Source organism: Pseudomonas shiyinii (assembly GCF_056725765.1).
Genome location: NZ_CM161522.1, coordinates 1661785 through 1686353 on the forward strand (window position 1 = coordinate 1661785; position 24569 = coordinate 1686353).

The following is a 24569-nucleotide window of genomic DNA, read 5'->3' on the forward strand; positions in this document are numbered from 1 at the left end:
CATGGCGCGTACGCTGACCACCACTCCCAAGGCCGACGGTTTCCGCCTGCCTGGCGAATTCGAGCGCAAGGCACGTTGTTGGCTCGGTTGGCCGGAGCGCCCGGATGTATGGCGCAACGGCGGCAAGCCTGCCCAGAAGGTCTGGGTCGATATCGTCTCCGCCATTGCCTCCAGCGAGCCGGTGACCGTGTGTGCTTCCGCTGCCCAGTATGCCAATGCCCGGCGCTTGCTGCCGGCACAGGTGCGGGTGGTGGAGATGACCTGCAACGACACCTGGTTCCGTGACAGTGGTGCGTGCTTCGTGGTCAACGACGGCACTGGCGAAGTGCGTGGCGTGGACTTCGAGTTCAATGCCTATGGTGGCCTGGACGGTGGCCTGTACTATCCATGGGACAAGGACGACCAGATTGCCCAGAAGATGCTCGAAATCGAAGGCCTGGACCGCTACCGCGCGCCGCTGATCGCGGAACTCGGCGGCATCCAGAGCGATGGCCAGGGCAGCCTGCTGACCACCGAGCAGTGCCTGCTCAACCGCAACCGCAATGCCCATCTGGGCAAGGAGGAAGTCACCCGCAGGCTCGAGGACTACCTGGGCGCCGAGCAGGTGATCTGGCTGCCGCGTGGCTGCAAGTTCGACGAGACCGACGGCCACGTGGACGACCTGGCGTGCTTCGTGCGTCCGGGCGAGGTGGTGCTGCAATGGACCGATGACCGCAACGACCCGCAGTGGGAAATCTACCAGGAGGCCTACGATATCCTGCGCAGTACCCGTGACGGCCGTGGCCGTGAGCTGAAGGTGCACAAGCTGCCGCAACCCCAGGTGCTGGAGTGGACCGCCGAGGAGGCCGCAGGCCTGGACCAGGTTGACGGCACCCACCTGCGCCAAGCCGGTACCCGCATCTGCGCCTCCTACATCAACTATTACGCCGGCAACTCGGCCATCGTCGTGCCGCTGTTCGGTGACCGCAACGACAGGGTGGCCCAGGCCACCCTGGCCGAGCTGTTCCCCGACCATCGCATCATCGGCATCGAGAATTCCCGGGAAATCCTGCTCGGCGGCGGCAACGTCGCCTGCATCACCATGCCGCAATACGCTGCCGGAGGCCGCTGATGAACGCGCGCCCGCTGGCCCTGGCGGTCGCCCTGGGCTGTTGTGCGTCGGCGGCCCAGGCCGCCGATGCACAACAGCCGACCGTCAACCTGTACATCTGGGGCGAGTACCTCGCGCCCGATACCTTGAGCAACTTCGAGAAGCAGACCGGTATCCATGTGGTGGCCGACCACTTCGACTCGCTGGAGACGGCCGAGACCAAGTTGCTCACCGGCGGCAGCGGTTACGACGTGGTGCTCAGCGCTGGCCAGCATTTGAGCCGGGCGATCGCCAGCAGTGCCCTGCAACCGCTGGACAAAAGCAAGCTGCCACACCTGGCGGGCATCGGCGAGGAGTTCCGCCAGCACATGGCGGTGTTCGACCCGGGCAACCGTTATGCCGGTACCTATGCGTGGGGCACCACTGGGGTTGGCTATCAGGCGCAGGCAGTGGCGGCGCGGCTCGAGGATGCGCCACGCGACAGCTGGGCGATGCTGTTCGACCCGCAGGTGGTGGCGAAATTCGCCGATTGTGGGGTGAGCCTGCTCAACGACCCCAACGAGGTGTTCGCCGCGGCGATGCGCTACCTGGGGCTGGACATCAACCAGCAGCGCATGGAAGACCTGAAGGCAGCCGAGGCGCACCTGCGCAAGGTCCGCCCGTACATCCGCTATTTCGACAACGACCGCAACATCAACGACCTGGCCAACGGCGAGACCTGCGTGGCGATGTCATGGAATGGCAACGTGGCCATCGCCCAGGCCCAGGCCCAGGCGACGGGCAAGGGGTTCAGCCTGGACTACAGCATTCCCAAGGAAGGCACGCTGATCTGGCTCGACGCCCTGGTGGTGCCCAAGGATGCGCCGCATCCTGACGCCGCCTGGAAGCTGATGGACTACCTGATGCGGCCGGAGGTGATCGCGCCGATCACCGATACCATCCACTATGCCAATGCGATCACGGCTGCGGACAGCTTGGTGGACCCGCAGATCCGCCAGTCGCCGGGGACCTACCCACCTGCCGAGGTGAGGGCTCGGTTGTACAGCAAGAATGACAATGGCAAGCAGTTCAACCGCGAGCTGACACGGGCGTTCAGTCGGCTCAAGAGCGGGACCTGAGGCTGGGTTTCGCCTACCCCGGCGCAATCGCGGGGCAAGCCCGCTCCCACAGACGCTGGAGACAGTGCGATCCTTGTGGGCGCGGGCTTGTCCCGCGATGGGGCCGGAAGGCGATACATTAACTGGAGGCCTTGCGCCGTGGCTGCCTTGGCTTGCGGCTGGTGATTTTGCTCTCGGTACCTTTCCCGGAACCGCGCCGCTTCTTCTTCCAGGGGGCCCCTTTCCCCCCAGCCGGCACCGGCGGCCCGCTGATGGTCAGGCGCATGCCGCTGCAGCGCTGTACCAGCTTGCCCATCCATGCCGACTGCCGGGCGACGAATTCCTCCAGGCTCATCTCACCGCTCTGCACCATGTCCAGCGCCTGTTCCCAGATGGCCGTGGTGCCCGGGTCGGCGATGGCCCGGGGCACGGCGTCGATCAGGCTGAACGCCGCCGGCGTGGCGGACAGGGCCTTGCCGTTCTTGACCAGGTAGCCGCGGTCGAGCAGGCCCTGGATGATGCTGGCGCGGGTGGCCTCGGTGCCGATGCCGGTGGTTTCCTTGAGCTTCTGCTTGAGCAGTGGGTCGTCCACCAGCTTGGCGACGTTCTTCATTGCCTTGATCAGATCGCCTTCGGTGAAGGGCTTGGGTGGTTGAGTCCACAGGTCCTTGAGCTGCAGGCCCTGCACGGCGCAGGCCTGGCCGTGATGCAACGGCGGCAGCACTTGCGCGGGCGGTGCTTCGCGGCCCTTCGCGGGTGTCAGCGCCTCGGGCAGGGCGCGGCGCCAGCCAGGCTCGACGATCTGCTTGCCCACCGCGCGCAAGGCGTGGCCGACGCAGTCGAACTCGGCCTGGGTGCGGTCGTATTCATGGTTGGGCAGGAACTGCGCCAGGTAGCGGGCGCGGATGAGGGTGTACACCGCCTTGTACTTGGGCGGCAGACGCGAGGGGTCGCTGGCGGCGGCGGTGGGGATGATACCGTGGTGGGCGCTGACCTTGGCGTCGTTCCAGGCCCGGGAGCGGCGTTGCGGTTCCAAGTGCGGCTGCAGTGGCGCGAGGCTGGCGTCGACGCGTTGCAGTGCCGCCAGGATCGCGGGGGCCTCGGCATGCTGACTGAACGGCAGGTAGCCGCAATCACTGCGCGGGTAGGTGATCAGCTTGTGGGTTTCGTACAGGGCCTGGGCGATGTCCAGGGTTTCCTGGGCACCGAGGCCGAGCTTTTTCGAGCACACCTCCTGCAGGGTGCCCAGGTCGAAGGGCAGGGGCGCGGCTTCGCGTACGCGCTCGGTGGCGACCTTGGTCACCTGAGCGCTGCCGGCAGCGCCGATGGCGGCTGCGGCCTGCTGGGCCAGAGCCTGGTTCAGGCAGCGGCCCTGGTCGTCGCAGGCGTCTTCAGGCGCGCGCCACTGGGCATTGAAGACGCTCCCGGCGCTTTCCAGCTGCACCTCGATGGCCCAGTAGGGCACGGGCACGAAGTCGGTGATGCTGCGGTCGCGGTCCACCACCAGCCGCAGGGTCGGAGTTTGCACCCGGCCCACCGGCAATACGCCCTGGTAGCCGGACTGGCGGCCGAGCAGGGTGAACAGGCGGCTCATGTTCATGCCGATCAGCCAGTCGGCGCGGGAGCGACCCAGGGCCGAGTGGTACAGGCTGAAGGTCTCCTGCCCTGGCAGCAGGCGCGCCAGGGCCTTGCGGATCGAGGCGTCGTCCAGGGCCGAAAGCCACAGGCGCTGGATCGGCCCGCGGTAGCGGCAATGTTCCACCAGCTCGCGGGCGATCATTTCGCCTTCGCGGTCGGCATCGGTGGCGATCACCAGTTCCCGGGCTTCGCCCAGCAGCCGCTTGACTGCCTTGAACTGGCTGGCGGTCTTGGGCTTGACCAGCATCTTCCATTTTTCCGGGATGATCGGCAGGTCGGCCAGGTTCCAGCGCTTGTAGCGTTCGTCGTAGCTGTCGGGCGGGGCGGTTTCGAGCAGGTGGCCGATGCACCAGGTTACGCAGACGTCGGCGCCTTGCCAGCAGCCGTCGGCCTTGCGGTTGGCGCCGAGGACCTTGGCGATGTCTTTTGCCTGGGAGGGTTTTTCGCAGAGGAACAGGCGCATGGCCGGGAGTGCTTCATCGGAAAATGACGAGCACTAGAATGCGCAAGCCAGGGCGTGTAGGCAAGCTTTATCTGGATGGATATACAGTTTTCGGGTGGGCGCAGACCTGTAGGAGCCGCCTTGTGCCGCGAAAGGGCCGCAAGGCGGCCCCAGGTTCCAGCGTCGCCGCACAAGGCGACGGGCTGCGATGCAGCCCTTTCGCGGCGCAAGGCCGCTCCTACAACAGGTGCTGGGTGCGCAATCTCAGGCCAGCTCGCGGGAGTCGCGCACCATGTCCACATGGGGAATGCCAGCTTCGAGGAATTCCTCGCTGACCACCCGGAAGCCCAGGCGCTCGTAGAACGGCGTGGCATGGACCTGGGCGCTGAGCATCTGTTGCTTGAGGTCGCGGTTCTGCGCCTCGACGATCACCGCGCGCACCAGCGTGTCGCCGACCTTCAGGCCGCGCCAGTCCTTGAGCACCGAGATGCGACCGATGGTACCGTCGGGCAGCAAGCGGGCGGTGCCGATCGGGTAGTCGCCCTCCAAGGCCAGGAAGTGCAGGGCGTCCTGGTCCTCCGCGTCGAACTCCAGCTCTGGCGGAATGTGCTGCTCGGCAACGAACACCGCTTCGCGGATGCGGCGGATATCGGCGTTGTCTTTGTGCCAGTCGGCGAGGCGAACGCTGATCTTATTCATTGGCAAACCCCAGGCTTCCTTGTTTGACCAGTTGGCAGAGCAGTGTCAGGCCTTCTTCGTCTTCCAGCCACTGTGCAAGGTTTTCGATGTGCAGGGCGTCGGCGGCGCACACCAGCTTCAGCAGCTCGCGCAAGTGGCCCGAGAGCAGGCGGCTCTGGCCGCTGGCGAACAGCAGCAGGTTGTCGTCGACCTCCGACCAGGCCAGGCGCGCGCTGGGGTTGCGGATCAGGATGGCGCCCTGTTCCAGGCTGTCGACTAGGTCGTCTTCGCTCAGCTCCTCGCCGGACACCAGCTCCGGGTAGCGCGGCTCGGTCATGAACTGGCCGAACCAGGTCAGCAGCAGACGCTCGTCACCCATGTGCTCGGCCAGCAGGGCCTTGAGGCGGTCCAGGGCATCGTGCTGGATCTGGTGCGGGTCGCTGGCCGGCTGGGCGTCGGCGTCGCTGTAGCGCTCTTCCTCGGGCAGGAACTGGCTGAGGAAGTCGGTGAAGTGGGTCAGCACCTCGGCGGCGCTTGGGGCACGGAAGCCGACCGAGTAGGTCAGGCAGTCGTCCTCGGCCACGCCGTAGTGGGCCAGGCGAGGCGGCAGGTAGAGCATGTCGCCGGGCTCCAGGGTCCACTCGTTGCTCTGCTCGAAGTCGGCGAGGATGCGCAGGTCGGCGTGCTCGATCAGTGGGCTGTCGCTGTCGCACATCTGGCCGATCTTCCAGTTGCGCTTGCCGTGGCCCTGGAGCAGGAACACGTCGTAGTTGTCGAAGTGCGGGCCGACGCTGCCGCCGGGCGCGGCGAAGCTGACCATCACGTCGTCGATGCGCCAGCTGGGCAGGAAGCGGAAGTGTTCCAGCAGTTCGGCCACTTCCGGCACGAACTGGTCCACTGCCTGGACCAGCAGGGTCCAGTCACGCGCCGGCAGGTCGGCGAAGCTGTCCTCGGCGAACGGGCCGCGGCGCAGCTCCCAGGGGCGCTCGCCGTGCTCGAGCACCAGGCGCGACTCGACTTCCTCTTCCAGGGCCAGGCCGGCCAGCTCGTCGGGGTCGAGGGGGCTTTCGAAGTCCGGGAAGGCCTGGCGCACCAGCAGGGGTTTCTTCTGCCAGTAGTCACGCAGGAATTCACGGGCTGTCAGGCCGCCGAGCAGCTGCAGTGGAGTATCAGGATTCATGTTCAACCTATTGAAAAAACGTAGTTTTTATCCGGGAATAAAAACGCCCGGCCAAGCCGGGCGTTGAACGCGAGGATCAGCTTAGATGCGCTTGGCCTGCGCTGCGGCGTTACCGATGTAGGTCGCCGGGGTGAGCAGCTTGAGCTCGGCCTTGGCTTCGGTCGGCATGTCCAGGCCGTCGATGAAGGTCAGCAGCGCGTCAGGGGTGATGCCCTTGCCACGGGTCAGCTCCTTGAGCTTCTCGTAGGGGTTCTCGATGTTGAAGCGGCGCATGACGGTCTGGATCGGCTCGGCGAGCACTTCCCAGCAGGCGTCCAGGTCAGCGGCGATGCGCTGGGTGTTGATTTCCAGCTTGCCGATGCCCTTGAGGCTGGCTTCGTAGGCGATGACGCTGTGGGCGAAGCCCACGCCCAGGTTGCGCAGCACGGTGGAGTCGGTCAGGTCGCGCTGCCAGCGGGAGATCGGCAGCTTGCTGGCCAGGTGCTGGAACAGTGCGTTGGCGATACCCAGGTTGCCTTCGGAGTTCTCGAAGTCGATCGGGTTGACCTTGTGCGGCATGGTCGAGGAGCCGATTTCGCCGGCGACCGTCTTCTGCTTGAAGTAGCCCAGGGAGATGTAGCCCCACACGTCGCGGTCGAAGTCGATCAGGATGGTGTTGAAGCGGGCGATGGCGTCGAACAGCTCGGCGATGTAGTCGTGCGGCTCGATCTGGGTGGTGTAGGGGTTGAACACCAGGCCCAGCTCGTCCTCGATGAAGGCGCGGGCGTTGGCTTCCCAGTCGACCTGCGAGTAGGCCGACAGGTGGGCGTTGTAGTTGCCCACGGCACCGTTGATCTTGCCCAGCAGCGGCACGGCGGCGACCTGGGCGATCTGGCGCTCCAGGCGGTAGACCACGTTGGCCAGCTCCTTGCCCAGGGTGGTCGGCGAAGCCGGCTGGCCGTGTGTACGCGACAGCATCGGCACGTCGGCGTACTGGTGGGCCAGGGCGCGGATGGCATCGGCGATCTGGCGCATCAGCGGCAGCAGCACGTCGTCACGGCCGGCGCGCAGCATCAGCGCGTGGGACAGGTTGTTGATGTCCTCGCTGGTGCAGGCGAAGTGGATGAACTCGCTGACCTTGGCCAGTTCCGGCAGGGTCGCGGCCTGCTCCTTGAGCAGGTATTCGATGGCCTTGACGTCGTGGTTGGTGGTGCGCTCGATTTCCTTGACGCGTTCGGCGTGCTCGAGCTTGAAATCGGTGGCCAGGCTGTCCAGCAGGGCGTTGGCTTCGGCGGAGAACGCCGGCACTTCGCCGATCTGCGGGTGGGCGGCCAGGCGCTGGAGCCAGCGCACCTCGACCAGGGCGCGGAAACGGATCAGGCCGAATTCGCTGAAGATGGGGCGCAGGGCCTGGGTTTTGCCGGCGTAGCGGCCGTCTACAGGGGAAACCGCAGTGAGCGAGGAGAGCTGCATGGGGTGTTCTCGGACAGTCAGGCTTTTGGAAGGGCGCATATCATACATGAAAATTGCGCCTCAGTTGGGTGGCTGACCAAAGGTCGGGCCTGTGAATCATGTTGCAGTGCCCCTGTGGGAGCGGCCTTGCGCCGCGAAAGGGGCGCATAGCAGACCCAGGGTCTTGGATCGCCGGGGCCGCTTGGCGGCCCTTTCGCGGCGCAAGGCCGCTCCTACAGGGCTTGCGTCGGTCCTTCAGGAGGGCGCGCGCATCATGTCGTACAGCTGGTTGAGCAACTTGCGCCGGCTGAACACCAGCTGCCAGCGGTGCCCACCCAGCTGGCGCCACAGGCGCGCGGCGCGGATGCCGGCCAGCAGCAGGGCGCGGATCTTCGAGGCGTTGCCGGCCTGCTGCAGGAAGCGCATGTCGCCGTGCACCTGGATCCGCTGGCGCAAGGTGCTCAGGGTGTCCTGGTACAAGGCTCCACTGGAAGCGATGACATTATCGTGAACCAGGCCGAAGTGGTCGGCCTGGGCCTGGATCTGCGGCAGGCGCTTGCCGATGGTGTCGAGCATGTCGTCGCGCTTGGCCAGCTGACGCTCCAGACCCAGCATCGACAGTGCATAGCGCAGGGGCTCGCGCTGCAGGCTGCTGGGGTCGCGTTCCAGGGCGCCGACCAGCGCACGGTAGCCGTCACGCAGGTTCAGGTCGTCACCGCCGAACACCTCCAGGGTGTCCTTGGGGTCGCGGACCAGCAGGCTGCCGAGCATGCAGCCGATATTGGCCTCGCTGGCCTGGCCGGTTCGGGCGATGCGGTCGACCAGCACCGCAGCCTGGAACACGCCGCCCAGGGCGACCAGTTGCTCCTGGAGATTGGTCATTGGCGTGGGCTCCAGGGCTCGGCAGCCTCGATCACGCCGCCGCCCAGGCACACCTCGCCATCGTAGAACACCACCGACTGGCCTGGCGTGACGGCGCGCTGCGGTTCGTCGAACACCGCGCGGTAGCCGCCTTCGGTGCGCTCCAGGGTGCACGCCTGGTCGCCCTGGCGATAGCGCACCTTGGCGGTGAGCCGGCGCGGGCTGCCCAGGTCGACCGGGTTGACCCAGAAGATCTCCGAGGCCAGCAGGGCGCGGGAGAACAACCAAGGGTGTTCGTTGCCCTGGCCGACCACCAGCACGTTGCGGGCGAGGTCCTTGTGCAGCACGTACCACGGCTCGTCGCCGGCATCCTTCAGGCCGCCGATGCCCAGGCCCTGGCGCTGGCCGATGGTGTGGTACATCAGGCCGTGGTGGCGGCCGATCACTTCTCCATCGGTGGTTTCGATGTCGCCGGGCTGGGCAGGCAGGTACTGCTTGAGGAAGTCGCTGAAGCGGCGCTCACCGATGAAGCAGATGCCGGTGGAATCCTTCTTCTTGGCCGTGGCCAGGCCGTGCTTCTCGGCGATGGCGCGCACCTCGGGCTTTTCCAGCTCACCCACCGGGAACAGGGTGCGGGCGATCTCCTTGCCGCCGACAGCGTGCAGGAAGTAGCTTTGGTCCTTGTTCGGGTCCAGGCCCTTGAGCAGCTCGGTGAGCTCGCCGGTGTCGCGCCGGCGCACGTAGTGGCCGGTGGCGATCAGGTCGGCGCCCAGGGACAGGGCGTAGTCGAGGAACGCCTTGAACTTGATCTCGCGGTTGCAGAGGATGTCCGGGTTCGGCGTGCGGCCTGCCTTGTACTCCTCGAGGAAGTGCTCGAACACGTTGTCCCAGTATTCGGCGGCGAAGTTGGCGGTGTGCAGCTTGATGCCGATGCGGTCGCACACGGCCTGGGCGTCGGCCAGGTCTTCGCGGGCGGTGCAGTATTCGGTGCCGTCGTCTTCTTCCCAGTTCTTCATGAACAGACCTTCCACCTGGTAGCCCTGCTCCATGAGCAGAAGGGCGGAGACGGAAGAGTCCACGCCGCCGGACATGCCGACGATGACGCGGGTCTTGGCGGGGTCTTTGAGTGCTGGGTTGGTCATGGCTACCGGTGTGTATCTGGGGGAAAAATTCCGATTCTATCAGGCCGGGGGCTTCGCGTCAGTCGCGTAGCAGCGCCAGGCTGTGCAGCGGGCCGGCAAGGTAGTCGTCCAGGCAGCGTGACACCAACTCGCTGCGCCAGCGCGCAGGGTCGGCCAGCAGCTCTTCACGGGTCAGCCAGACGGCGCGCACGATGTCGCTGTCCAGCGCGCGGTCGGGGTGGTGACGCACGGGGCGGGCGGCGAAGCAGACGCGCTGGTAGGTCACGCCGTTGCTGGGGGCTGTGTAGAGGTAGATGCCGACCACGCCGGTGAGTTCGACCTCCCAGGCGGTTTCCTCGAGGGTTTCGCGCAGGGCAGCCTGGGGGAGGGTCTCGTTGGGCTCCAGGTGGCCGGCGGGCTGGTTGAACACGTGTTGGTTGGCCTTGAACTCCTCGACGAAGAGGAACTTGCCGTCGTGCTCGACGACGGTGGCGACGGTGATGTGGGGTTGCCAGGTCATGGGGGGTATCCTTCGATCGTTGGGGCCGCTTTGCGGCCCATCGCCGGCAAGCCGGCTCCCACAGGAGCTGCGCTGCACATTACCTGTGGGAGCCGGCTTGCCGGCGATGGACTGCAGTGCAGCCCTCAATCCCAGAAAGCACAAACCCCGGTGCGTGGCCGGGGTTTGTGGTGTTACTTCAAGTGAACCTTACAGGGCGGCGATGGCGCTGTTGAGGGTCTGGCTTGGGCGCATCACCTTGGCGGTCAGCTCGGCATCCGGGGCGTAGTAGCCACCGATGTCGGCTGGCTTGCCCTGGACAGCGGCCAGCTCGGCGACGATGGTCGCTTCGTTCTCGGCCAGGGTCTTGGCCAGCGGCGCGAAGCGTGCCTGCAGGGCTGCATCGTCGTTCTGGGCGGCCAGGGCCTCGGCCCAGTACAGGGTCAGGTAGAAGTGGCTGCCGCGGTTGTCGATACCGCCGACCTTGCGCGAAGGCGACTTGTTGGTGTCGAGGAACTTGCCGGTGGCCTGGTCCAGGGTGTTGGCCAGGACCTTGGCGCGCGGGTTGTCGTAGGTGTTGCCCAGGTGCTCCAGGGAAGCGGCCAGGGCCAGGAACTCACCCAGCGAGTCCCAACGCAGGAAGTTCTCTTCGACCAGCTGTTGCACGTGCTTGGGTGCCGAACCGCCGGCGCCGGTCTCGAACAGGCCACCACCGTTCATCAGCGGGACGATCGACAGCATCTTGGCGCTGGTGCCCAGTTCCATGATCGGGAACAGGTCGGTCAGGTAGTCACGCAGTACGTTGCCGGTCACCGAGATGGTGTCCTTGCCTTCGCGGATGCGGGCCAGGGAGAACTTGATGGCATCGACCGGCGCCAGGATACGGATGTCCAGGCCGCTGGTGTCGTGGTCCTTCAGGTACTTTTGTACCTTCTCGATCATGACGCCGTCGTGGGCGCGGGCAGGGTCCAGCCAGAACACCGCCGGGGTGTTGCTCAGGCGGGCACGGTTGACGGCCAGCTTGACCCAGTCCTGGATCGGCGCGTCCTTGGTCTGGCACATGCGGAAGATGTCGCCGGCCTCGACGTTCTGCTCCAGCAGCACCTGGCCCTTGCTGTCGACCACGCGCACGACGCCGTCGGCCTTGATCTGGAAGGTCTTGTCGTGGGAGCCGTATTCCTCGGCCTTCTGCGCCATCAGGCCGACGTTCGGCACGCTGCCCATGGTGGTCGGGTCGAAGGCACCGTTGGCCTTGCAGTCTTCGATGACGGCCTGGTAGATGCCGGCGTAGCAGCGGTCAGGGATGACAGCCTTGGCATCTTGCAGTTCACCGGCAGTGTTCCACATCTTGCCCGAGTCGCGGATCATCGCAGGCATCGAGGCGTCGACGATGACGTCGCTCGGTACGTGCAGGTTGGTGATGCCCTTGTCGGAGTTGACCATGGCCAGCGCCGGGCGAACGGCGTACAGGGCCTGGATGTCGGCTTCGATCTCGGCCTGCTTGTCGGCTGGCAGGTCCTTGATGCGGGCGTACAGGTCGCCGATGCCGTTGTTGGCGTTGAAGCCGACCTGGGCGAGCTCGGCGGCGTGCTTGGCCAGCACGTCGTTGTAGAATTCTTCGACAATGACGCCGAACATGATCGGGTCGGAGACCTTCATCATGGTGGCTTTGAGGTGCACCGACAGCAGCACGCCCGAGGCCTTGGCATCGGCGATCTGCTCGGCGATGAAGGCTTTCAGGGCCTTGCGGCTCATGACGGCGCAGTCGATGACTTCAGCGGCCTTGACGGCGGTCTTTTCCTTGAGGACGGTGGTGGAACCGTCCTTGGCGACCAGCTCGATACGCAGGCTGTCATCGCCTTCGATCAATGCAGCTTTCTCGCTGCCGTAGAAGTCGCCCTGGGTCATGTGGGCAACGTGCGACTTGGAGTCGGCGGCCCAGGCGCCCATCTTGTGCGGGTGCTTGCGGGCATAGTTCTTGACCGACAGCGGCGCGCGGCGGTCGGAGTTGCCTTCGCGCAGTACCGGGTTCACGGCGCTGCCTTTGATGCGGTCGTAGCGGGCGCGGGATTCCTTCTCTTGCGCGGTGGCCGGCTCGTCGGCGTAGTCCGGGATGTTGAAGCCCTTGGCTTGCAGCTCCTTGATCGCGGCCTTGAGCTGCGGTACCGAGGCGCTGATGTTCGGCAGCTTGATGATGTTGGCTTCAGGGGTGGTAGCCAGCTGGCCCAGTTCCGCCAGGTGATCGCCTACTTGCTTCTCTGCGCCCAGTTGCTCCGGGAAGGCGGCGAGGATGCGGCCAGCCAGGGAGATGTCGCGGGTTTCGACGGCGATGTCAGCCGAAGCGGTGAAGGCTTCGATGATCGGCAGCAGCGAGTAGGTGGCGAGGGCGGGGGCTTCGTCGGTGAAGGTATAGATGATCTTGGAACGGGTGGGCATGCGGGTTAACTCTCTGTGTGCTGAGCGTGCTCGAGTCTCGTGGTGCGCAGGGTAGGCGCATCGCCCTGGCAGCGCCATGAGCGGAAAGTCGAGAGGCTGCGAGCGGTGATGGTGGATGCATCAGTCGAGCGTCAAGTGCTGGGCTGCGGTAACAACACAGGCTTAGTGGCCAGGCTTGGTATCCATTCATGGCCAAGGGCGGTCCGCATTTTGCCTAGGGATCGCCCCGATGACCCTTCGGTCGCGGCGCAGTATACCAAACCATTCGGGCTAATCAGCAAGGCCAAGTGATATCGGCCCATTTATAAGACCAAAGACGTATCCGCAATGTGGTCGGTTGTCGCATGCCTTGCAGGTCGGCGGATGTGGTTTAGGCTCATTGGATCGCAGGATGTCCAATCACACCTGGAAAACGCGGAGTAGTGCAGCATGGGATACCAGAAAATCAAGGTTCCGGCGGACGGTGCCAAGATCACCGTCAATGCAGACCATTCGCTCAACGTTCCCGACAACCCCATCATCCCGTACATCGAGGGCGACGGTATCGGTGTCGATGTTTCGCCGGTGATGATCAAGGTGGTGGATGCCGCCGTGCAGAAGGCCTACGGTGGCAAGCGCAAGATCGCCTGGATGGAGGTGTATGCCGGCGAGAAGGCTACCCAGGTGTATGACCAGGACACCTGGCTGCCCCAGGAAACCCTCGACGCGGTGCGCGACTATGTGGTGTCGATCAAGGGCCCGCTGACCACGCCGGTCGGTGGGGGCATCCGTTCGCTGAACGTGGCCCTGCGCCAGCAGTTGGACCTGTACGTCTGCCTGCGCCCGGTGCTGTGGTTCCAGGGCGTGCCGAGCCCGGTCAAGAAGCCGGGGGACGTCGACATGGTGATCTTCCGCGAGAACTCCGAGGACATCTATGCCGGCATCGAATGGAAGGCCGGCTCTGCGGAGGCGAACAAGGTGATCAAGTTCCTCAAGGAGGAAATGGGCGTCACCAAGATCCGTTTCGACCAGGATTGCGGCATCGGCGTCAAGCCGGTTTCCCGCGAGGGTACCAAGCGCCTGGTGCGCAAGGCCCTGCAATATGTGGTGGATAACGACCGCGAATCGCTGACTTTGGTGCACAAGGGCAACATCATGAAGTTCACCGAGGGGGCCTTCAAGGACTGGGGCTACGAGGTGGCACGGGATGAGTTCGGCGCCGAGCTGCTCGACGGTGGCCCGTGGATGAAGTTCAAGAACCCCAAGAGCGGTCGTGAAGTGATCGTCAAGGATGCCATCGCCGATGCCATGCTCCAGCAGATCCTGCTGCGCCCGGCTGAATACGACGTGATCGCCACCCTCAACCTCAACGGTGACTACCTCTCCGATGCCCTGGCGGCCGAGGTCGGCGGCATCGGCATAGCGCCGGGGGCCAACCTCTCCGACACCGTGGCCATGTTCGAGGCCACCCATGGTACTGCGCCCAAGTATGCCGGGCAGGACAAGGTCAACCCGGGCTCGGTGATCCTCTCGGCCGAGATGATGCTGCGCCACATGGGCTGGACCGAGGCGGCCGACCTGATCATCAAGGGGACCAACGGCGCGATCGCCGCCAAGACCGTCACCTATGACTTCGAGCGCCTGATGGAAGGGGCCACGCTGGTCAGCAGCTCGGGCTTCGGCGACGAGATGATCAAGCACATGTGAGGCCAATGAAAACCGGCCAGCCCTTGCGGGGCTGGCCGGCTGCCGATGTGCCTGCAGAAGGTGGGGCCGGTCAGGCCTGTACGGTGATGCCTGCCGGCTGGGCCTCGACCTTGGCCTGGGTGGCGCCGGCGTTGGAGATGTTCACGGCGTGTAGCCCCTTCGGGCCCTGGACGATGTCGAAGGTCACGGCCTGGCCAGCCTTGAGCGTCTTGTAGCCGTCCATCTGGATATGCGAATAGTGGGCGAACAGGTCTTCGCTTTTACCCTCCTCGTTGACGAAACCATAGCCCTTGGCATTGTTGAACCACTTGACTTTACCGCTCGCCATCCTCATGTCCCTCTGCAAAGGACTCCATCACTGGAGTATCATCCGGTCATCCGCATACGAACCATGCGAAAAAATCTGGTTGACTGCGCGGATCTTTATCGACCACGGTGGGTTCTTATTGGTTGTAACACCGTTTTGCCGATAGTCAAGGTCAGACGGCGCCCGCGCCGGAAGCGGCCTGCGCGGTCAACCCACTACCTTAACCTGTCGATATGATGAAATTCTTTCCATGCAACCACTCAGCCAGATTCGACTAACATTCAATCAGGATCGCCCGCAATCGAACGAGGACGACGGCTCCGGTCTGGCGGTACAGGAAGCCAAGCCGATCCTGCAGGCGCCACCGATGTACAAGGTGGTTTTGTTCAACGATGACTACACGCCAATGGATTTCGTCGTCGAAGTGCTCGAGACGTTCTTCAATCTGAACCGCGAGCTGGCGACCAAGATCATGCTGACCGTCCACACCGAAGGGCGGGCAGTGTGCGGATTGTTTACCCGTGACATCGCCGAGACAAAGGCCATGCAGGTCAACCAATACGCCAGGGAAAGCCAGCATCCGCTACTCTGTGAAATCGAGAAGGACGGTTAATCGCCGACCACTTGGGTATGAGGTGAAGCTATGTTAAACCGCGAGCTCGAAGTCACCCTCAATCTGGCCTTCAAGGAGGCTCGTTCGAAGCGTCATGAGTTCATGACCGTCGAGCACCTGCTGCTTGCACTCCTTGACAACGAGGCCGCCGCGACCGTTCTTCGCGCCTGTGGTGCCAATCTCGACAAGCTCAAGCACGACCTGCAAGAGTTCATCGATTCCACCACACCGCTGATTCCCGTTCATGACGAGGACCGCGAAACCCAGCCGACCCTGGGCTTCCAGCGTGTCCTGCAGCGTGCCGTGTTCCATGTGCAGAGCTCCGGCAAGCGCGAGGTCACCGGCGCCAACGTGCTGGTAGCGATCTTCAGCGAACAGGAAAGCCAGGCCGTGTTCCTGCTCAAGCAGCAGAGCGTGGCGCGCATCGACGTGGTCAACTACATCGCCCATGGCATCTCCAAGGTGCCGGGCCACGGTTCGCACAGCGAGAGCGACCAAGACATGCAGGACGAGGAGGGTGGCGAGGCCGCATCCTCGAGCAACCCCCTGGACGCCTATGCCAGCAACCTGAACGAACTGGCCCGTCTGGGCCGCATCGACCCGCTGGTGGGGCGCGAGCAGGAAGTCGAGCGGGTCGCCCAGATCCTTGCCCGCCGGCGCAAGAACAACCCGCTGCTGGTCGGCGAGGCCGGCGTGGGCAAGACTGCCATCGCCGAAGGCCTGGCCAAGCGCATCGTCGACGGCCAGGTGCCTGACCTGCTGGCCCAGAGCGTCGTCTACTCCCTCGACCTCGGCGCCTTGCTGGCCGGTACCAAGTACCGCGGCGACTTCGAGAAGCGCTTCAAGGCGCTGCTCGGCGAGCTGCGCAAGCGCCCGCAGGCGATCCTGTTCATCGACGAGATCCACACCATCATCGGTGCCGGTGCGGCATCGGGCGGGGTGATGGATGCCTCCAACCTGCTCAAGCCGCTGCTGTCCTCCGGGGACATCCGTTGCATCGGCTCGACCACGTTCCAGGAGTTTCGCGGCATCTTCGAGAAGGACCGGGCCCTGGCGCGACGCTTCCAGAAGGTCGACGTCACCGAGCCGTCGGTGGAAGACACCGTGGGCATCCTGCGTGGCCTGAAGGGCCGCTTCGAGACCCACCACAACATCGAGTACAGCGACGAGGCCCTGCGCGCCGCCGCCGAACTGGCTGCGCGCTACATCAATGACCGGCACATGCCGGACAAGGCCATCGACGTGATCGACGAGGCCGGCGCCTATCAGCGCCTGCAGCCGGAAGGTAGCCGGGTCAAGCGGATCGACGTGTCGCAGGTCGAAGACATCGTCGCCAAGATCGCGCGGATCCCGCCCAAGCATGTCACCAGCTCCGACAAGGAGCTGCTGCGCAATCTGGAGCGTGATCTCAAGCTCACCGTGTTCGGCCAGGACGCCGCCATCGACTCGCTGGCGACCGCGATCAAGCTCTCCCGTGCCGGGCTCAAGGCGCCGGACAAGCCGGTCGGCTCGTTCCTGTTCGCCGGCCCCACCGGTGTGGGCAAGACCGAGGCGGCACGCCAGCTGGCCAAGGCCCTGGGTGTCGAACTGGTGCGCTTCGACATGTCTGAGTACATGGAGCGGCACACCGTGTCGCGCCTGATCGGTGCGCCTCCAGGCTATGTCGGGTTCGACCAGGGCGGCCTGTTGACCGAGGCGATCACCAAGCAGCCGCATTGCGTGCTGCTGCTCGATGAGATCGAGAAGGCCCACCCGGAAGTCTTCAACCTGCTGCTGCAGGTGATGGATCACGGGACCCTGACCGACAACAACGGGCGCAAGGCGGACTTCCGCAACGTGATCCTGATCATGACCACCAACGCCGGCGCCGAAACCGCCGCGCGGGCTTCGATCGGCTTCACCCAGCAGGACCACACTTCCGATGCCATGGAAGTGATCCGCAAGAGCTTCACGCCGGAGTTCCGCAACCGCCTGGACACCATCATCCAGTTCGGCCGCCTGAGCCACGAGACCATCAAGAGCATCGTCGACAAGTTCCTCATCGAGCTGCAGGCGCAGCTCGAGGACAAGCGTGTGCTGCTGGAAGTCAGTGATGACGCACGCGGCTGGCTGGCTGCCTCCGGCTACGATGTGCAGATGGGGGCGCGGCCCATGGCGCGGCTCATCCAGGACAAGATCAAGCGGCCGTTGGCCGAGGAGATCCTGTTCGGCGAGCTGTCCGAGCATGGCGGGGTGGTGCACGTCGACTTGCGCGATGGCGAGCTGGTGTTCGACTTCGAGACCACGGCTGAGGTTGCGTGACCAGCGGGGCTGCCTTGCAGCCCTTTCGCGGCGCAACGCGGCCCCTGCTGCTAAAAAAACACGCACAAAAAAGCCCGGCACATGGCCGGGCTTTTTCATGGCTGGAGCTTAGCGCGCACGGTAGGTGATGCGGCCCTTGCTCAGGTCGTACGGCGTCAGTTCGACGCGGACCTTGTCGCCAGTGAGAATACGAATGTAGTTCTTGCGCATCTTCCCAGAGATGTGCGCGGTTACGACGTGCCCGTTTTCCAACTCCACGCGGAACATGGTGTTGGGCAGGGTGTCGACGACAGTACCTTCCATTTCGAAGCTGTCTTCTTTCGACATGCAGTAAAGCCCTCGGTATCCAGTGATGGCCCGACGCACAACCGCACCGGGCAAAAAAGTGGCGTGGATTATGCCCGAAAACTGTGTTTCAAGCCAATGCTTTCAATTGAGGGTAACCCACCGTTGGTTGATCAGCAGTTCGATAGGCCGGTACTGGGTCTTGTAGTTCATTTTCTTGCAGTTCTTGATCCAGTAACCCAGGTAGACCGCCTCCAGGTCCTGGCGCAGGGCTTCGGTGATCTGCCAGAGGATGGCGTAGCGCCCCAAGCTGCGGCGTTCTTCTTCTGGCTCGTAGAAGGTGTAGACCGCTGACAGGCCGTTGGGCAGCAGGTCGCACACGGCCACGGCCATCAGCCGGCCTTCGAGGCGGAATTCGTAGAACCAGCAGAACGGCAGGTCGCGCACCAGGAAGGTGGAGAACTGGTCACGGCTCGGCGGATACATGTCGCCGTCGGCGTGGCGCTGCTCGATGTAGCGCCGGTAGAGGTCGAAATATTCTTCGCGAAAGGCCGGGCGGGCAGCGGTGACGGTCAGGTCGGCGTTGCGCTTGAGGATGCGCCGTTGCTGGCGGTTGGGAATGAAGCGCGCGGCCGGGATACGTGCAGGCACGCAGGCATTGCAGTGCTGGCAGTGAGGGCGGTACAGGTGGTCGCCACTGCGGCGGAAACCCATCTCCGACAGGTCGGCATAGACATGCACATCCATCGGTTGGCTGGGGTCCAGGAACAGCGTAGTCGCCTGCTCGTCTGGCAGGTAGCTGCAGGCGTGGGGCTGAGTGGCATAGAACTTCAACCGCGCCAGCTCTGTCATGATCAACCCCTCGGCAAGACTTTGATTTAAGTGTAAGCCAGCTGGCAGAACTCGCCTAGCGAGCCCAGGTGGCCGTGTTGGGCTGGTCGAGGTAGCGCGCCAGGTACTCGGCGAAGGCGGCCCGGCTGATGGTGCGGGCGCCGAGGCTGTGCAGGTGGTTGGTCGGCATCTGGCAGTCGATCAGCACGAAGCCGGCGGCCTTCAGGTGGTCGACCAGGGCGACGAAACCTACCTTGGAGGCGTTGTCGGCGCGGCTGAACATCGATTCGCCGAAGAACAGCCGGCCCATCGCCAGGCCATACAGGCCGCCGACCAGCTTGCCGTCCTGGCGCACCTCCACCGAATGGGCGATGCCACGCCGGTGCAGCTCGCAGTAGGCCGTTTGCATGGTGTCGGTGATCCAGGTGCCGTCGGCGTAGTCGCGCGGCGCGGCACAGGCGGCGATGACCGCGGCGAAGTCAGTGTCGAAGCTGACCTGGTAGTGGCCCTGGCGGATGAACTTGGCCAGCGAGCGAGATACGTGCAGCTCGTCCGGGAACAGGACGGTGCGAGGGTCGGGTGACCACCAGAGGATCGGTTGGCCGTCCTGGTACCAGGGGAAACAGCCATGGCGATAGGCCTGCACCAGGCGCTCCGGGCTCAGGTCGCCGCCCGCGGCGAGCAGGCCGTTGGGGTCGTGCAGGGCCTTGTCCAAGGGCGGGAAGGTCAGGGAGTCGCGGGTCAGCCAGGTAAGCATGGTCTTTCGGTGGTGGGGGAGGGGAGAGGGCAGCATGGCGCGCAGGGTCGAAGAGGTCAATCTCTGGCCTTGTGCCGTTGGGCGAGTCGGGCTCCGCTTGTTTCGTGGGGGCTGGTGGAGCCTGCGATGGACCGCTTGGGGCTGCTTTGCAGCCCATCGCGGGCTGTCGCCAGCTCCCGCCAAGATTGGGCCGCTCTCAAGACTTGCGAAATCCCTGTGGAGCAGCGCAAGCCGCATGGGACATTTCATGCGACCGCCGGCACCATCCGGCGCATTTGCTGTCATACCTGTGCAAAAACACAGCATAAGCCTTTGTCACGAAAGTAAATGCGTGCTCAAATTGCACCCATAGGGAATCCGCCCCGTTCATGCCCGTGGCGTGCTGCCATGGCGACTGGCGGGCAGTAATGTTAAAAGTAGTGGTTCGTTGACCGGACACCCTACTGGACGCGCAGCAAGCGCAGGAATAGACGCGTTTTGAAGAAATCCACCGCAACCCCGACCCCCTTGCCCGTGCCCCTGTGGCGCCAGCAGCTGCATTACCGCCTCAAGGAAGGCGCGCTGATCGCTGTCGGCGCCCTGTGCCTGTACCTGTGGATGGCACTGCTGACCTACGACACGGCGGATCCGGGCTTCAGCCACACCAGCAATGTCGACCAGGTGCAGAACGCCGCCGGCCGGGCCGGTGCCTATTTCGCCGATATCCTGTTCATGGTGCTGGGTTACTTCGCCTATATCTTCCCGTTGCTGCTGGCGATCAAGACCTGGCAGATCTTCCGTGAGCGCCACCAGCCCTGGGAATGGAGCGGCTGGCTGTTCTCCTGGCGGCTCATCGGCCTGGTGTTCCTGGTGCTGTCGGGCGCGGCCCTGGCACATATCCATTTCCATCCGCCAGCGAGCATGCCGTTCTCCGCGGGCGGCGCCCTGGGCGAGAGCCTGGGCGACCTGGCGCGCAACCTGCTGAACGTGCAGGGCAGCACCTTGATGTTCATCGCCCTGTTCCTGTTCGGCCTGACGGTGTTCACCGACCTGTCGTGGTTCAAGGTGATGGACATCACCGGCAAGATCACCCTCGATTTGTTCGAGCTGGTGCAGGGGGCGGCCAACCGTTGGTGGGAGGCCCGCAACGAGCGCAAGCGCCTGGTGGCGCAGCTGCGCGAGGTGGATGAGCCCGCCTTCGACGTGGCGCCGATGACCGCCGGGAAGCGCGAGCCAATCAAGCCGCAGCCGCGCGAGCGTATCAACGAGCGTGAGGAAGTGTCCGCCCGCCCGGTGGTGCAGCGCGAGCCGGTGGTGCCGCGCGAGCAACCGACGGCGCCGGTGATCATGCCGCCAGCCCCGGTCAAGGCGCCGGAGCCGAGCAAACGGGTCATGAAGGAAAAACAAGCGCCGCTGTTCGTCGACAGCGCCGTGGAAGGCACCTTGCCGTCTATCTCCATCCTCGACCCTGCCGAGCAGAAGAAGATCGAGTACTCGCCGGAGTCCCTGGCCGGCGTGGGCAATCTGCTGGAAATCAAGCTCAAGGAGTTTGGTGTCGAAGTTTCGGTGGACTCGATCCACCCGGGCCCGGTGATCACCCGCTACGAGATCCAGCCGGCCGCCGGGGTCAAGGTCAGCCGCATCGCCAACCTGGCCAAGGACCTGGCGCGCTCCCTGGCGGTGACCAGCGTACGCGTGGTCGAGGTCATCCCTGGCAAGACCACCGTGGGTATCGAGATCCCCAACGAGAACCGGCAGATGGTGCGCTTCTCCGAGGTGCTCTCCACGCCGCAGTACGACGAGCAGAAGTCGCCGGTCACCCTGGCCCTGGGCCACGACATCGGTGGCAAGCCGGTGATCACCGACCTGGCCAAGATGCCGCACCTGTTGGTGGCCGGTACCACCGGTTCCGGTAAGTCGGTGGGCGTGAACGCGATGATCCTGTCGATCCTGTTCAAGTCCAGCCCGGAAGACGCGCGGCTGATCATGATCGACCCGAAGATGCTCGAGCTGTCGATCTACGAAGGCATCCCGCACCTGCTGTGCCCGGTGGTCACCGACATGAAGGACGCCGCCAACGCCCTGCGCTGGAGCGTGGCCGAGATGGAGCGGCGCTACAAGCTGATGGCGGCGATGGGCGTGCGTAACCTGGCCGGGTTCAACCGCAAGATCAAGGACGCCCAGGAGGCCGGAGAGGTCATCCACGACCCGCTGTATCGTCGCGAGAGCATGGACGACGAGCCGCCGGCGCTGAAGACGCTGCCGACCATTGTGGTGATCGTCGATGAATTCGCCGACATGATGATGATCGTCGGCAAGAAGGTCGAGGAGCTGATCGCCCGTATCGCCCAGAAGGCCCGTGCCGCCGGTATCCACCTGATCCTTGCCACCCAGCGCCCCTCGGTGGATGTGATCACCGGCCTGATCAAGGCCAACATCCCGACGCGTATGGCGTTCCAGGTGTCGAGCAAGATCGACTCGCGGACCATCATCGACCAGGGCGGTGCCGAGCAGCTGCTTGGCCATGGCGACATGCTCTACATGCCGCCGGGCACCAGCCTGCCGATCCGCGTGCATGGCGCGTTCGTCTCGGACGACGAGGTCCACCGCGTGGTAGAGGCCTGGAAGATGCGCGGCGCGCCGGACTACAACGACGACATCCTCAATGGCGTCGAGGAGGCCGGCAGCGGCTTCGAGGGCGGCGGTGGCGGTGGTGGCGACGGCGATGACCCAGAGGCCGACGCCCTGTACGACGAAGCCGTGCAGTTCGTGCTGGAAAGCCGCCGGGCATCGATTTCCGCCGTGCAGCGCAAGCTCAAGATCGGCTACAACCGCGCTGCGCGCATGATCGAGGCGATGGAGATGGCCGGCGTGGTCACCCCCATGAACAGCAACGGCTCGCGGGAAGTGATTGCCCCGGGTGGCCCACGCGATTGATGATCACCTTGCCGGGCGCCAATGGCGGTGCCTGGCCTACCCACTGTTCGACGAGGATTCCCATGCGCGCGATTCGCATGCTGTTGGTTTCTGCCCTGGCCCTGGGCGCTGTGTCGGCCCATGCCGATGAGAAGGATGTTGCGCGCCTGACCCAGTTGCTGGAAAAGTCCCAGACCATTTCCGCCCGTTTCTCCCAGCTGACCCTCGACGCCAGCGGCACCAGCCTGCAGGAGACCAGCGGGCAGATGTCGGTCAAGCGCCCAGGCCTGTTCTACTGGCACACCGATGCGCCCCAGGAGCAGGTGGTGGTGTCCGATGGCCAGAAGGTCACCCTGTGGGACCCGGACCTGGAACAGGCCACGGTCAAGAAGCTCGATGTGCGCCTGAACCAGACCCCGGCGCTGCTGCTGTCCGGCGATGTGTCGAAGATCAGCCAGAGCTTCGACATTACCTCCAAGGAGCAGGGCGAAGTCATGGACTTCACCTTGAAGCCCAAGACCAAGGACACCTTGTTCGACTCGTTGCGCGTGTCGTTCCGCCGTGGGCTGATCAACGACATGCAACTGGTCGACAGCGTGGGCCAGCGCACCAATATCCTGTTCAACGGGGTCAAGGCCAACGAGCCGATCCCGGCGAGCACGTTCCAGTTCAAGATTCCGGAAGGCGCTGACGTCATCCAGGAATAACGAGAGCCATCATGGACCTGTTTCGAAGCGAACCCGTCGCCCAGCCCCTGGCCGCCCGGCTGCGTCCGTCCAACCTGGACGAGTACGTCGGCCAGGAGCACCTGCTGGCGCGCGGCAAGCCGCTGCGTGAGGCGTTGGAGCAGGGTGCGCTGCATTCGATGATCTTCTGGGGGCCGCCGGGGGTGGGCAAGACCACCTTGGCGCGGCTTCTGGCGCAGTTCTGCGATGCACATTTCGAAACGGTGTCGGCGGTGTTGGCGGGGGTCAAGGAGATCCGCCAGGCCGTCGAGGTGGCCAAGCAGCAGGCTGGCCAGTATGGTCGCCGGACCATCCTGTTCGTCGACGAGGTGCACCGCTTCAACAAGTCCCAGCAGGATGCCTTTCTGCCCTATGTCGAAGACGGCACGTTGATCTTCATCGGCGCCACCACCGAGAACCCGTCCTTCGAGCTGAACAACGCCTTGCTCTCGCGGGCACGGGTGTATGTGCTCAAGAGCCTGGACGAAGCGGCCCTGCGCAAGCTGGTCAACCGCGCCCTGACCGAGGAGCGTGGCCTGGGCGCGCGCCAACTGCGGGTGGGCGACGAGGCCTTCCAGATGCTCATGGCCGCCGCCGACGGCGATGGCCGGCGCATGCTCAACCTGCTGGAGAACGCCTCGGACCTGGCCGACGATGGCGACGAGATCGGTGTCGAGTTGTTGCAAAGCCTGCTGGGCGACAGCCGCCGGCGCTTTGACAAGGGCGGCGAGGCCTTCTACGACCAGATCTCGGCACTGCACAAGTCGGTGCGTGGCTCCAACCCCGACGCAGCCCTGTACTGGTACGCACGCATGCTCGACGGTGGCTGCGATCCTCTGTACATCGCCCGCCGCGTGGTGCGCATGGCCAGCGAGGACATCGGCAATGCCGACCCGCGGGCCCTGAGCCTGTGCCTGTCGGCCTGGGATGTGCAGGAGCGCCTGGGCAGCCCCGAGGGCGAGCTGGCGGTGGCCCAGGCCATCACCTACATTGCCTGCGCACCCAAGAGCAATGCGGTGTACATGGGCTTCAAGGCGGCCCTGCGCGAGGCGGCCGAGCACGGCTCGCTGGAGGTGCCGCTGCATCTGCGCAACGCGCCGACCAAACTGATGAAGCAACTGGGCTATGGCGAGGAGTATCGCTATGCCCATGACGAGCCGGACGCCTACGCTGCGGGCGAGGACTACTTCCCCGAGCAGCTCGAGCCGCGCCAGTACTACCAGCCGGTGCCGCGAGGCCTGGAGTTGAAGATCGGCGAGAAGCTGCGCCACCTGGCCGAACTCGACCGCACCAGCCCCCGCCAACGGAGAAAACCATGATTGCCCTGGTCGCTGCGGTCAGTGCCGGCGGTATCGCCGGCACGCTGCTGCGCTTTGCTACCTCCAATTGGGTCGCTGCCCACTGGCCACGCCACTTCTATCTCGGTACGCTGGCGGTCAACCTGGTCGGCTGCCTGCTGATCGGCCTGCTGTACGGCCTGTTCCTGCACAAGCCGCTGGCACCGGTCGAGCTGCGCGCGGGCCTGATCGTGGGCTTTCTGGGCGGCCTGACGACATTTTCCTCTTTTTCGCTGGATACCGTGCGCCTGATGGAGAGCGGGCAAGTACCGCTGGCCTTGGGCTACAGCGCGATCAGCGTAGTGGGCGGGTTGTTGGCCACCTGGGCCGGCCTGTCCTTGACCAAATTCTGAACCAAC

General features: G+C 64.7%; 21 protein-coding genes. 9 read left to right on the forward strand and 12 right to left on the reverse strand.

Features of this window, described 5'->3' with window-relative positions; translation table 11 throughout:
• The first annotated feature begins 1 nt into the window (after nucleotide 1).
• Both aguA and ACXHGZ_RS07640 read left to right on the forward strand, forming a co-directional pair.
• Nucleotides 2-1111 carry an agmatine deiminase gene (gene aguA / locus ACXHGZ_RS07635; protein WP_480463154.1) on the forward strand — a complete coding sequence of 370 codons (1110 nt, stop codon included), beginning with the start codon at nucleotides 2-4 and terminating at the stop codon, nucleotides 1109-1111.
• On the forward strand, nucleotides 1111-2208 hold the full coding sequence (locus tag ACXHGZ_RS07640; RefSeq protein WP_480463155.1) for an extracellular solute-binding protein: 1098 nt from the start codon (nucleotides 1111-1113) through the stop codon (nucleotides 2206-2208). The genes aguA and ACXHGZ_RS07640 overlap by 1 nt, the downstream gene beginning before the upstream one ends.
• A gap of 118 nt (nucleotides 2209-2326) precedes the next feature.
• On the opposite strand, the gene ACXHGZ_RS07645 is transcribed toward ACXHGZ_RS07640, so the two are convergent.
• The 8 genes from ACXHGZ_RS07645 to ACXHGZ_RS07680 form a co-directional block, all read right to left on the reverse strand.
• Nucleotides 2327-4288, reverse strand: a complete 1962-nt coding sequence (locus ACXHGZ_RS07645) for a DNA topoisomerase III (RefSeq protein ID WP_480463156.1) — start codon at nucleotides 4286-4288, stop codon at nucleotides 2327-2329.
• Between the two features lie 243 nt (nucleotides 4289-4531).
• Nucleotides 4532-4966, reverse strand: a complete 435-nt coding sequence (locus ACXHGZ_RS07650; protein ID WP_196164039.1) for a GNAT family N-acetyltransferase — start codon at nucleotides 4964-4966, stop codon at nucleotides 4532-4534.
• Nucleotides 4959-6125 (reverse strand): ribosomal protein uL16 3-hydroxylase, encoded by a 1167-nt coding sequence (locus ACXHGZ_RS07655; RefSeq protein WP_480463158.1) that lies wholly within the window; start codon nucleotides 6123-6125, stop codon nucleotides 4959-4961. The genes ACXHGZ_RS07650 and ACXHGZ_RS07655 overlap by 8 nt, the downstream gene beginning before the upstream one ends.
• An 81-nt stretch (nucleotides 6126-6206) precedes the next feature.
• Complete coding sequence (purB, locus tag ACXHGZ_RS07660) at nucleotides 6207-7577, reverse strand: adenylosuccinate lyase (RefSeq protein WP_480463160.1); 1371 nt, start codon at nucleotides 7575-7577, stop codon at nucleotides 6207-6209.
• 234 nt (nucleotides 7578-7811) lie between these two features.
• Nucleotides 7812-8438 (reverse strand): high frequency lysogenization protein HflD, encoded by a 627-nt coding sequence (hflD, locus tag ACXHGZ_RS07665; RefSeq protein ID WP_324818307.1) that lies wholly within the window; start codon nucleotides 8436-8438, stop codon nucleotides 7812-7814.
• Nucleotides 8435-9559 carry a tRNA 2-thiouridine(34) synthase MnmA gene (gene mnmA / locus ACXHGZ_RS07670; RefSeq protein ID WP_480463161.1) on the reverse strand — a complete coding sequence of 375 codons (1125 nt, stop codon included), beginning with the start codon at nucleotides 9557-9559 and terminating at the stop codon, nucleotides 8435-8437. Before mnmA ends, hflD begins: the two co-directional genes overlap by 4 nt.
• 58 nt (nucleotides 9560-9617) lie before the next feature.
• Nucleotides 9618-10058, reverse strand: coding sequence for an NUDIX hydrolase (locus tag ACXHGZ_RS07675; protein WP_480463162.1), 441 nt, complete (start codon nucleotides 10056-10058; stop codon nucleotides 9618-9620).
• A gap of 189 nt (nucleotides 10059-10247) precedes the next feature.
• The gene (locus ACXHGZ_RS07680; RefSeq protein WP_480463163.1) at nucleotides 10248-12473 is read right to left on the reverse strand and encodes an NADP-dependent isocitrate dehydrogenase; all 2226 of its coding nucleotides are present in this window, start codon (nucleotides 12471-12473) and stop codon (nucleotides 10248-10250) included.
• A 429-nt stretch (nucleotides 12474-12902) separates the two neighbouring features.
• Here ACXHGZ_RS07680 and icd point away from each other — a divergent pair, with 429 nt between their 5' ends.
• Nucleotides 12903-14159 (forward strand): NADP-dependent isocitrate dehydrogenase, encoded by a 1257-nt coding sequence (icd, locus tag ACXHGZ_RS07685; RefSeq protein WP_084855709.1) that lies wholly within the window; start codon nucleotides 12903-12905, stop codon nucleotides 14157-14159.
• Nucleotides 14160-14229: 70 nt separating this feature from the next.
• On the opposite strand, the gene cspD is transcribed toward icd, so the two are convergent.
• Nucleotides 14230-14487, reverse strand: coding sequence for a cold shock domain-containing protein CspD (cspD, locus tag ACXHGZ_RS07690; protein WP_084855708.1), 258 nt, complete (start codon nucleotides 14485-14487; stop codon nucleotides 14230-14232).
• 229 nt (nucleotides 14488-14716) lie between these two features.
• On the opposite strand from cspD, the gene clpS reads away from it, so the two are divergent.
• Complete coding sequence (gene clpS, locus ACXHGZ_RS07695; RefSeq protein ID WP_043212233.1) at nucleotides 14717-15079, forward strand: ATP-dependent Clp protease adapter ClpS; 363 nt, start codon at nucleotides 14717-14719, stop codon at nucleotides 15077-15079.
• A gap of 30 nt (nucleotides 15080-15109) precedes the next feature.
• Entirely contained in the window at nucleotides 15110-17380 is a 2271-nt protein-coding gene (gene clpA / locus ACXHGZ_RS07700; RefSeq protein ID WP_084855707.1) for an ATP-dependent Clp protease ATP-binding subunit ClpA, read from the forward strand.
• A 108-nt stretch (nucleotides 17381-17488) separates the two neighbouring features.
• Here the strand turns inward: clpA and infA are convergent, their stop codons facing one another.
• The 3 genes from infA to aat all read right to left on the reverse strand — a co-directional run bounded on the left by infA (nucleotide 17489) and on the right by aat (nucleotide 19253).
• Nucleotides 17489-17707, reverse strand: a complete 219-nt coding sequence (gene infA / locus ACXHGZ_RS07705; protein WP_002553999.1) for a translation initiation factor IF-1 — start codon at nucleotides 17705-17707, stop codon at nucleotides 17489-17491.
• A gap of 102 nt (nucleotides 17708-17809) precedes the next feature.
• Complete coding sequence (locus tag ACXHGZ_RS07710; protein WP_084855706.1) at nucleotides 17810-18517, reverse strand: arginyltransferase; 708 nt, start codon at nucleotides 18515-18517, stop codon at nucleotides 17810-17812.
• 55 nt (nucleotides 18518-18572) lie between these two features.
• Complete coding sequence (gene aat / locus ACXHGZ_RS07715; protein WP_084855705.1) at nucleotides 18573-19253, reverse strand: leucyl/phenylalanyl-tRNA--protein transferase; 681 nt, start codon at nucleotides 19251-19253, stop codon at nucleotides 18573-18575.
• 477 nt (nucleotides 19254-19730) lie between these two features.
• Between aat and ACXHGZ_RS07720 the strand changes: the two genes are divergently transcribed.
• From ACXHGZ_RS07720 to crcB, 4 genes are all read left to right on the forward strand, one after another.
• On the forward strand, nucleotides 19731-22169 hold the full coding sequence (locus tag ACXHGZ_RS07720) for a DNA translocase FtsK (protein ID WP_368829138.1): 2439 nt from the start codon (nucleotides 19731-19733) through the stop codon (nucleotides 22167-22169).
• Between the two features lie 62 nt (nucleotides 22170-22231).
• The gene (gene lolA / locus ACXHGZ_RS07725) at nucleotides 22232-22855 is read left to right on the forward strand and encodes an outer membrane lipoprotein periplasmic chaperone LolA (RefSeq protein ID WP_084855703.1); all 624 of its coding nucleotides are present in this window, start codon (nucleotides 22232-22234) and stop codon (nucleotides 22853-22855) included.
• Nucleotides 22856-22866: 11 nt separating this feature from the next.
• Nucleotides 22867-24192: a replication-associated recombination protein A gene (locus ACXHGZ_RS07730; protein WP_480463166.1), complete on the forward strand. Its 1326-nt coding sequence runs from the start codon at nucleotides 22867-22869 to the stop codon at nucleotides 24190-24192.
• On the forward strand, nucleotides 24189-24563 hold the full coding sequence (gene crcB / locus ACXHGZ_RS07735; protein ID WP_084855701.1) for a fluoride efflux transporter CrcB: 375 nt from the start codon (nucleotides 24189-24191) through the stop codon (nucleotides 24561-24563). Before ACXHGZ_RS07730 ends, crcB begins: the two co-directional genes overlap by 4 nt.
• Nucleotides 24564-24569 lie beyond the last annotated feature (6 nt).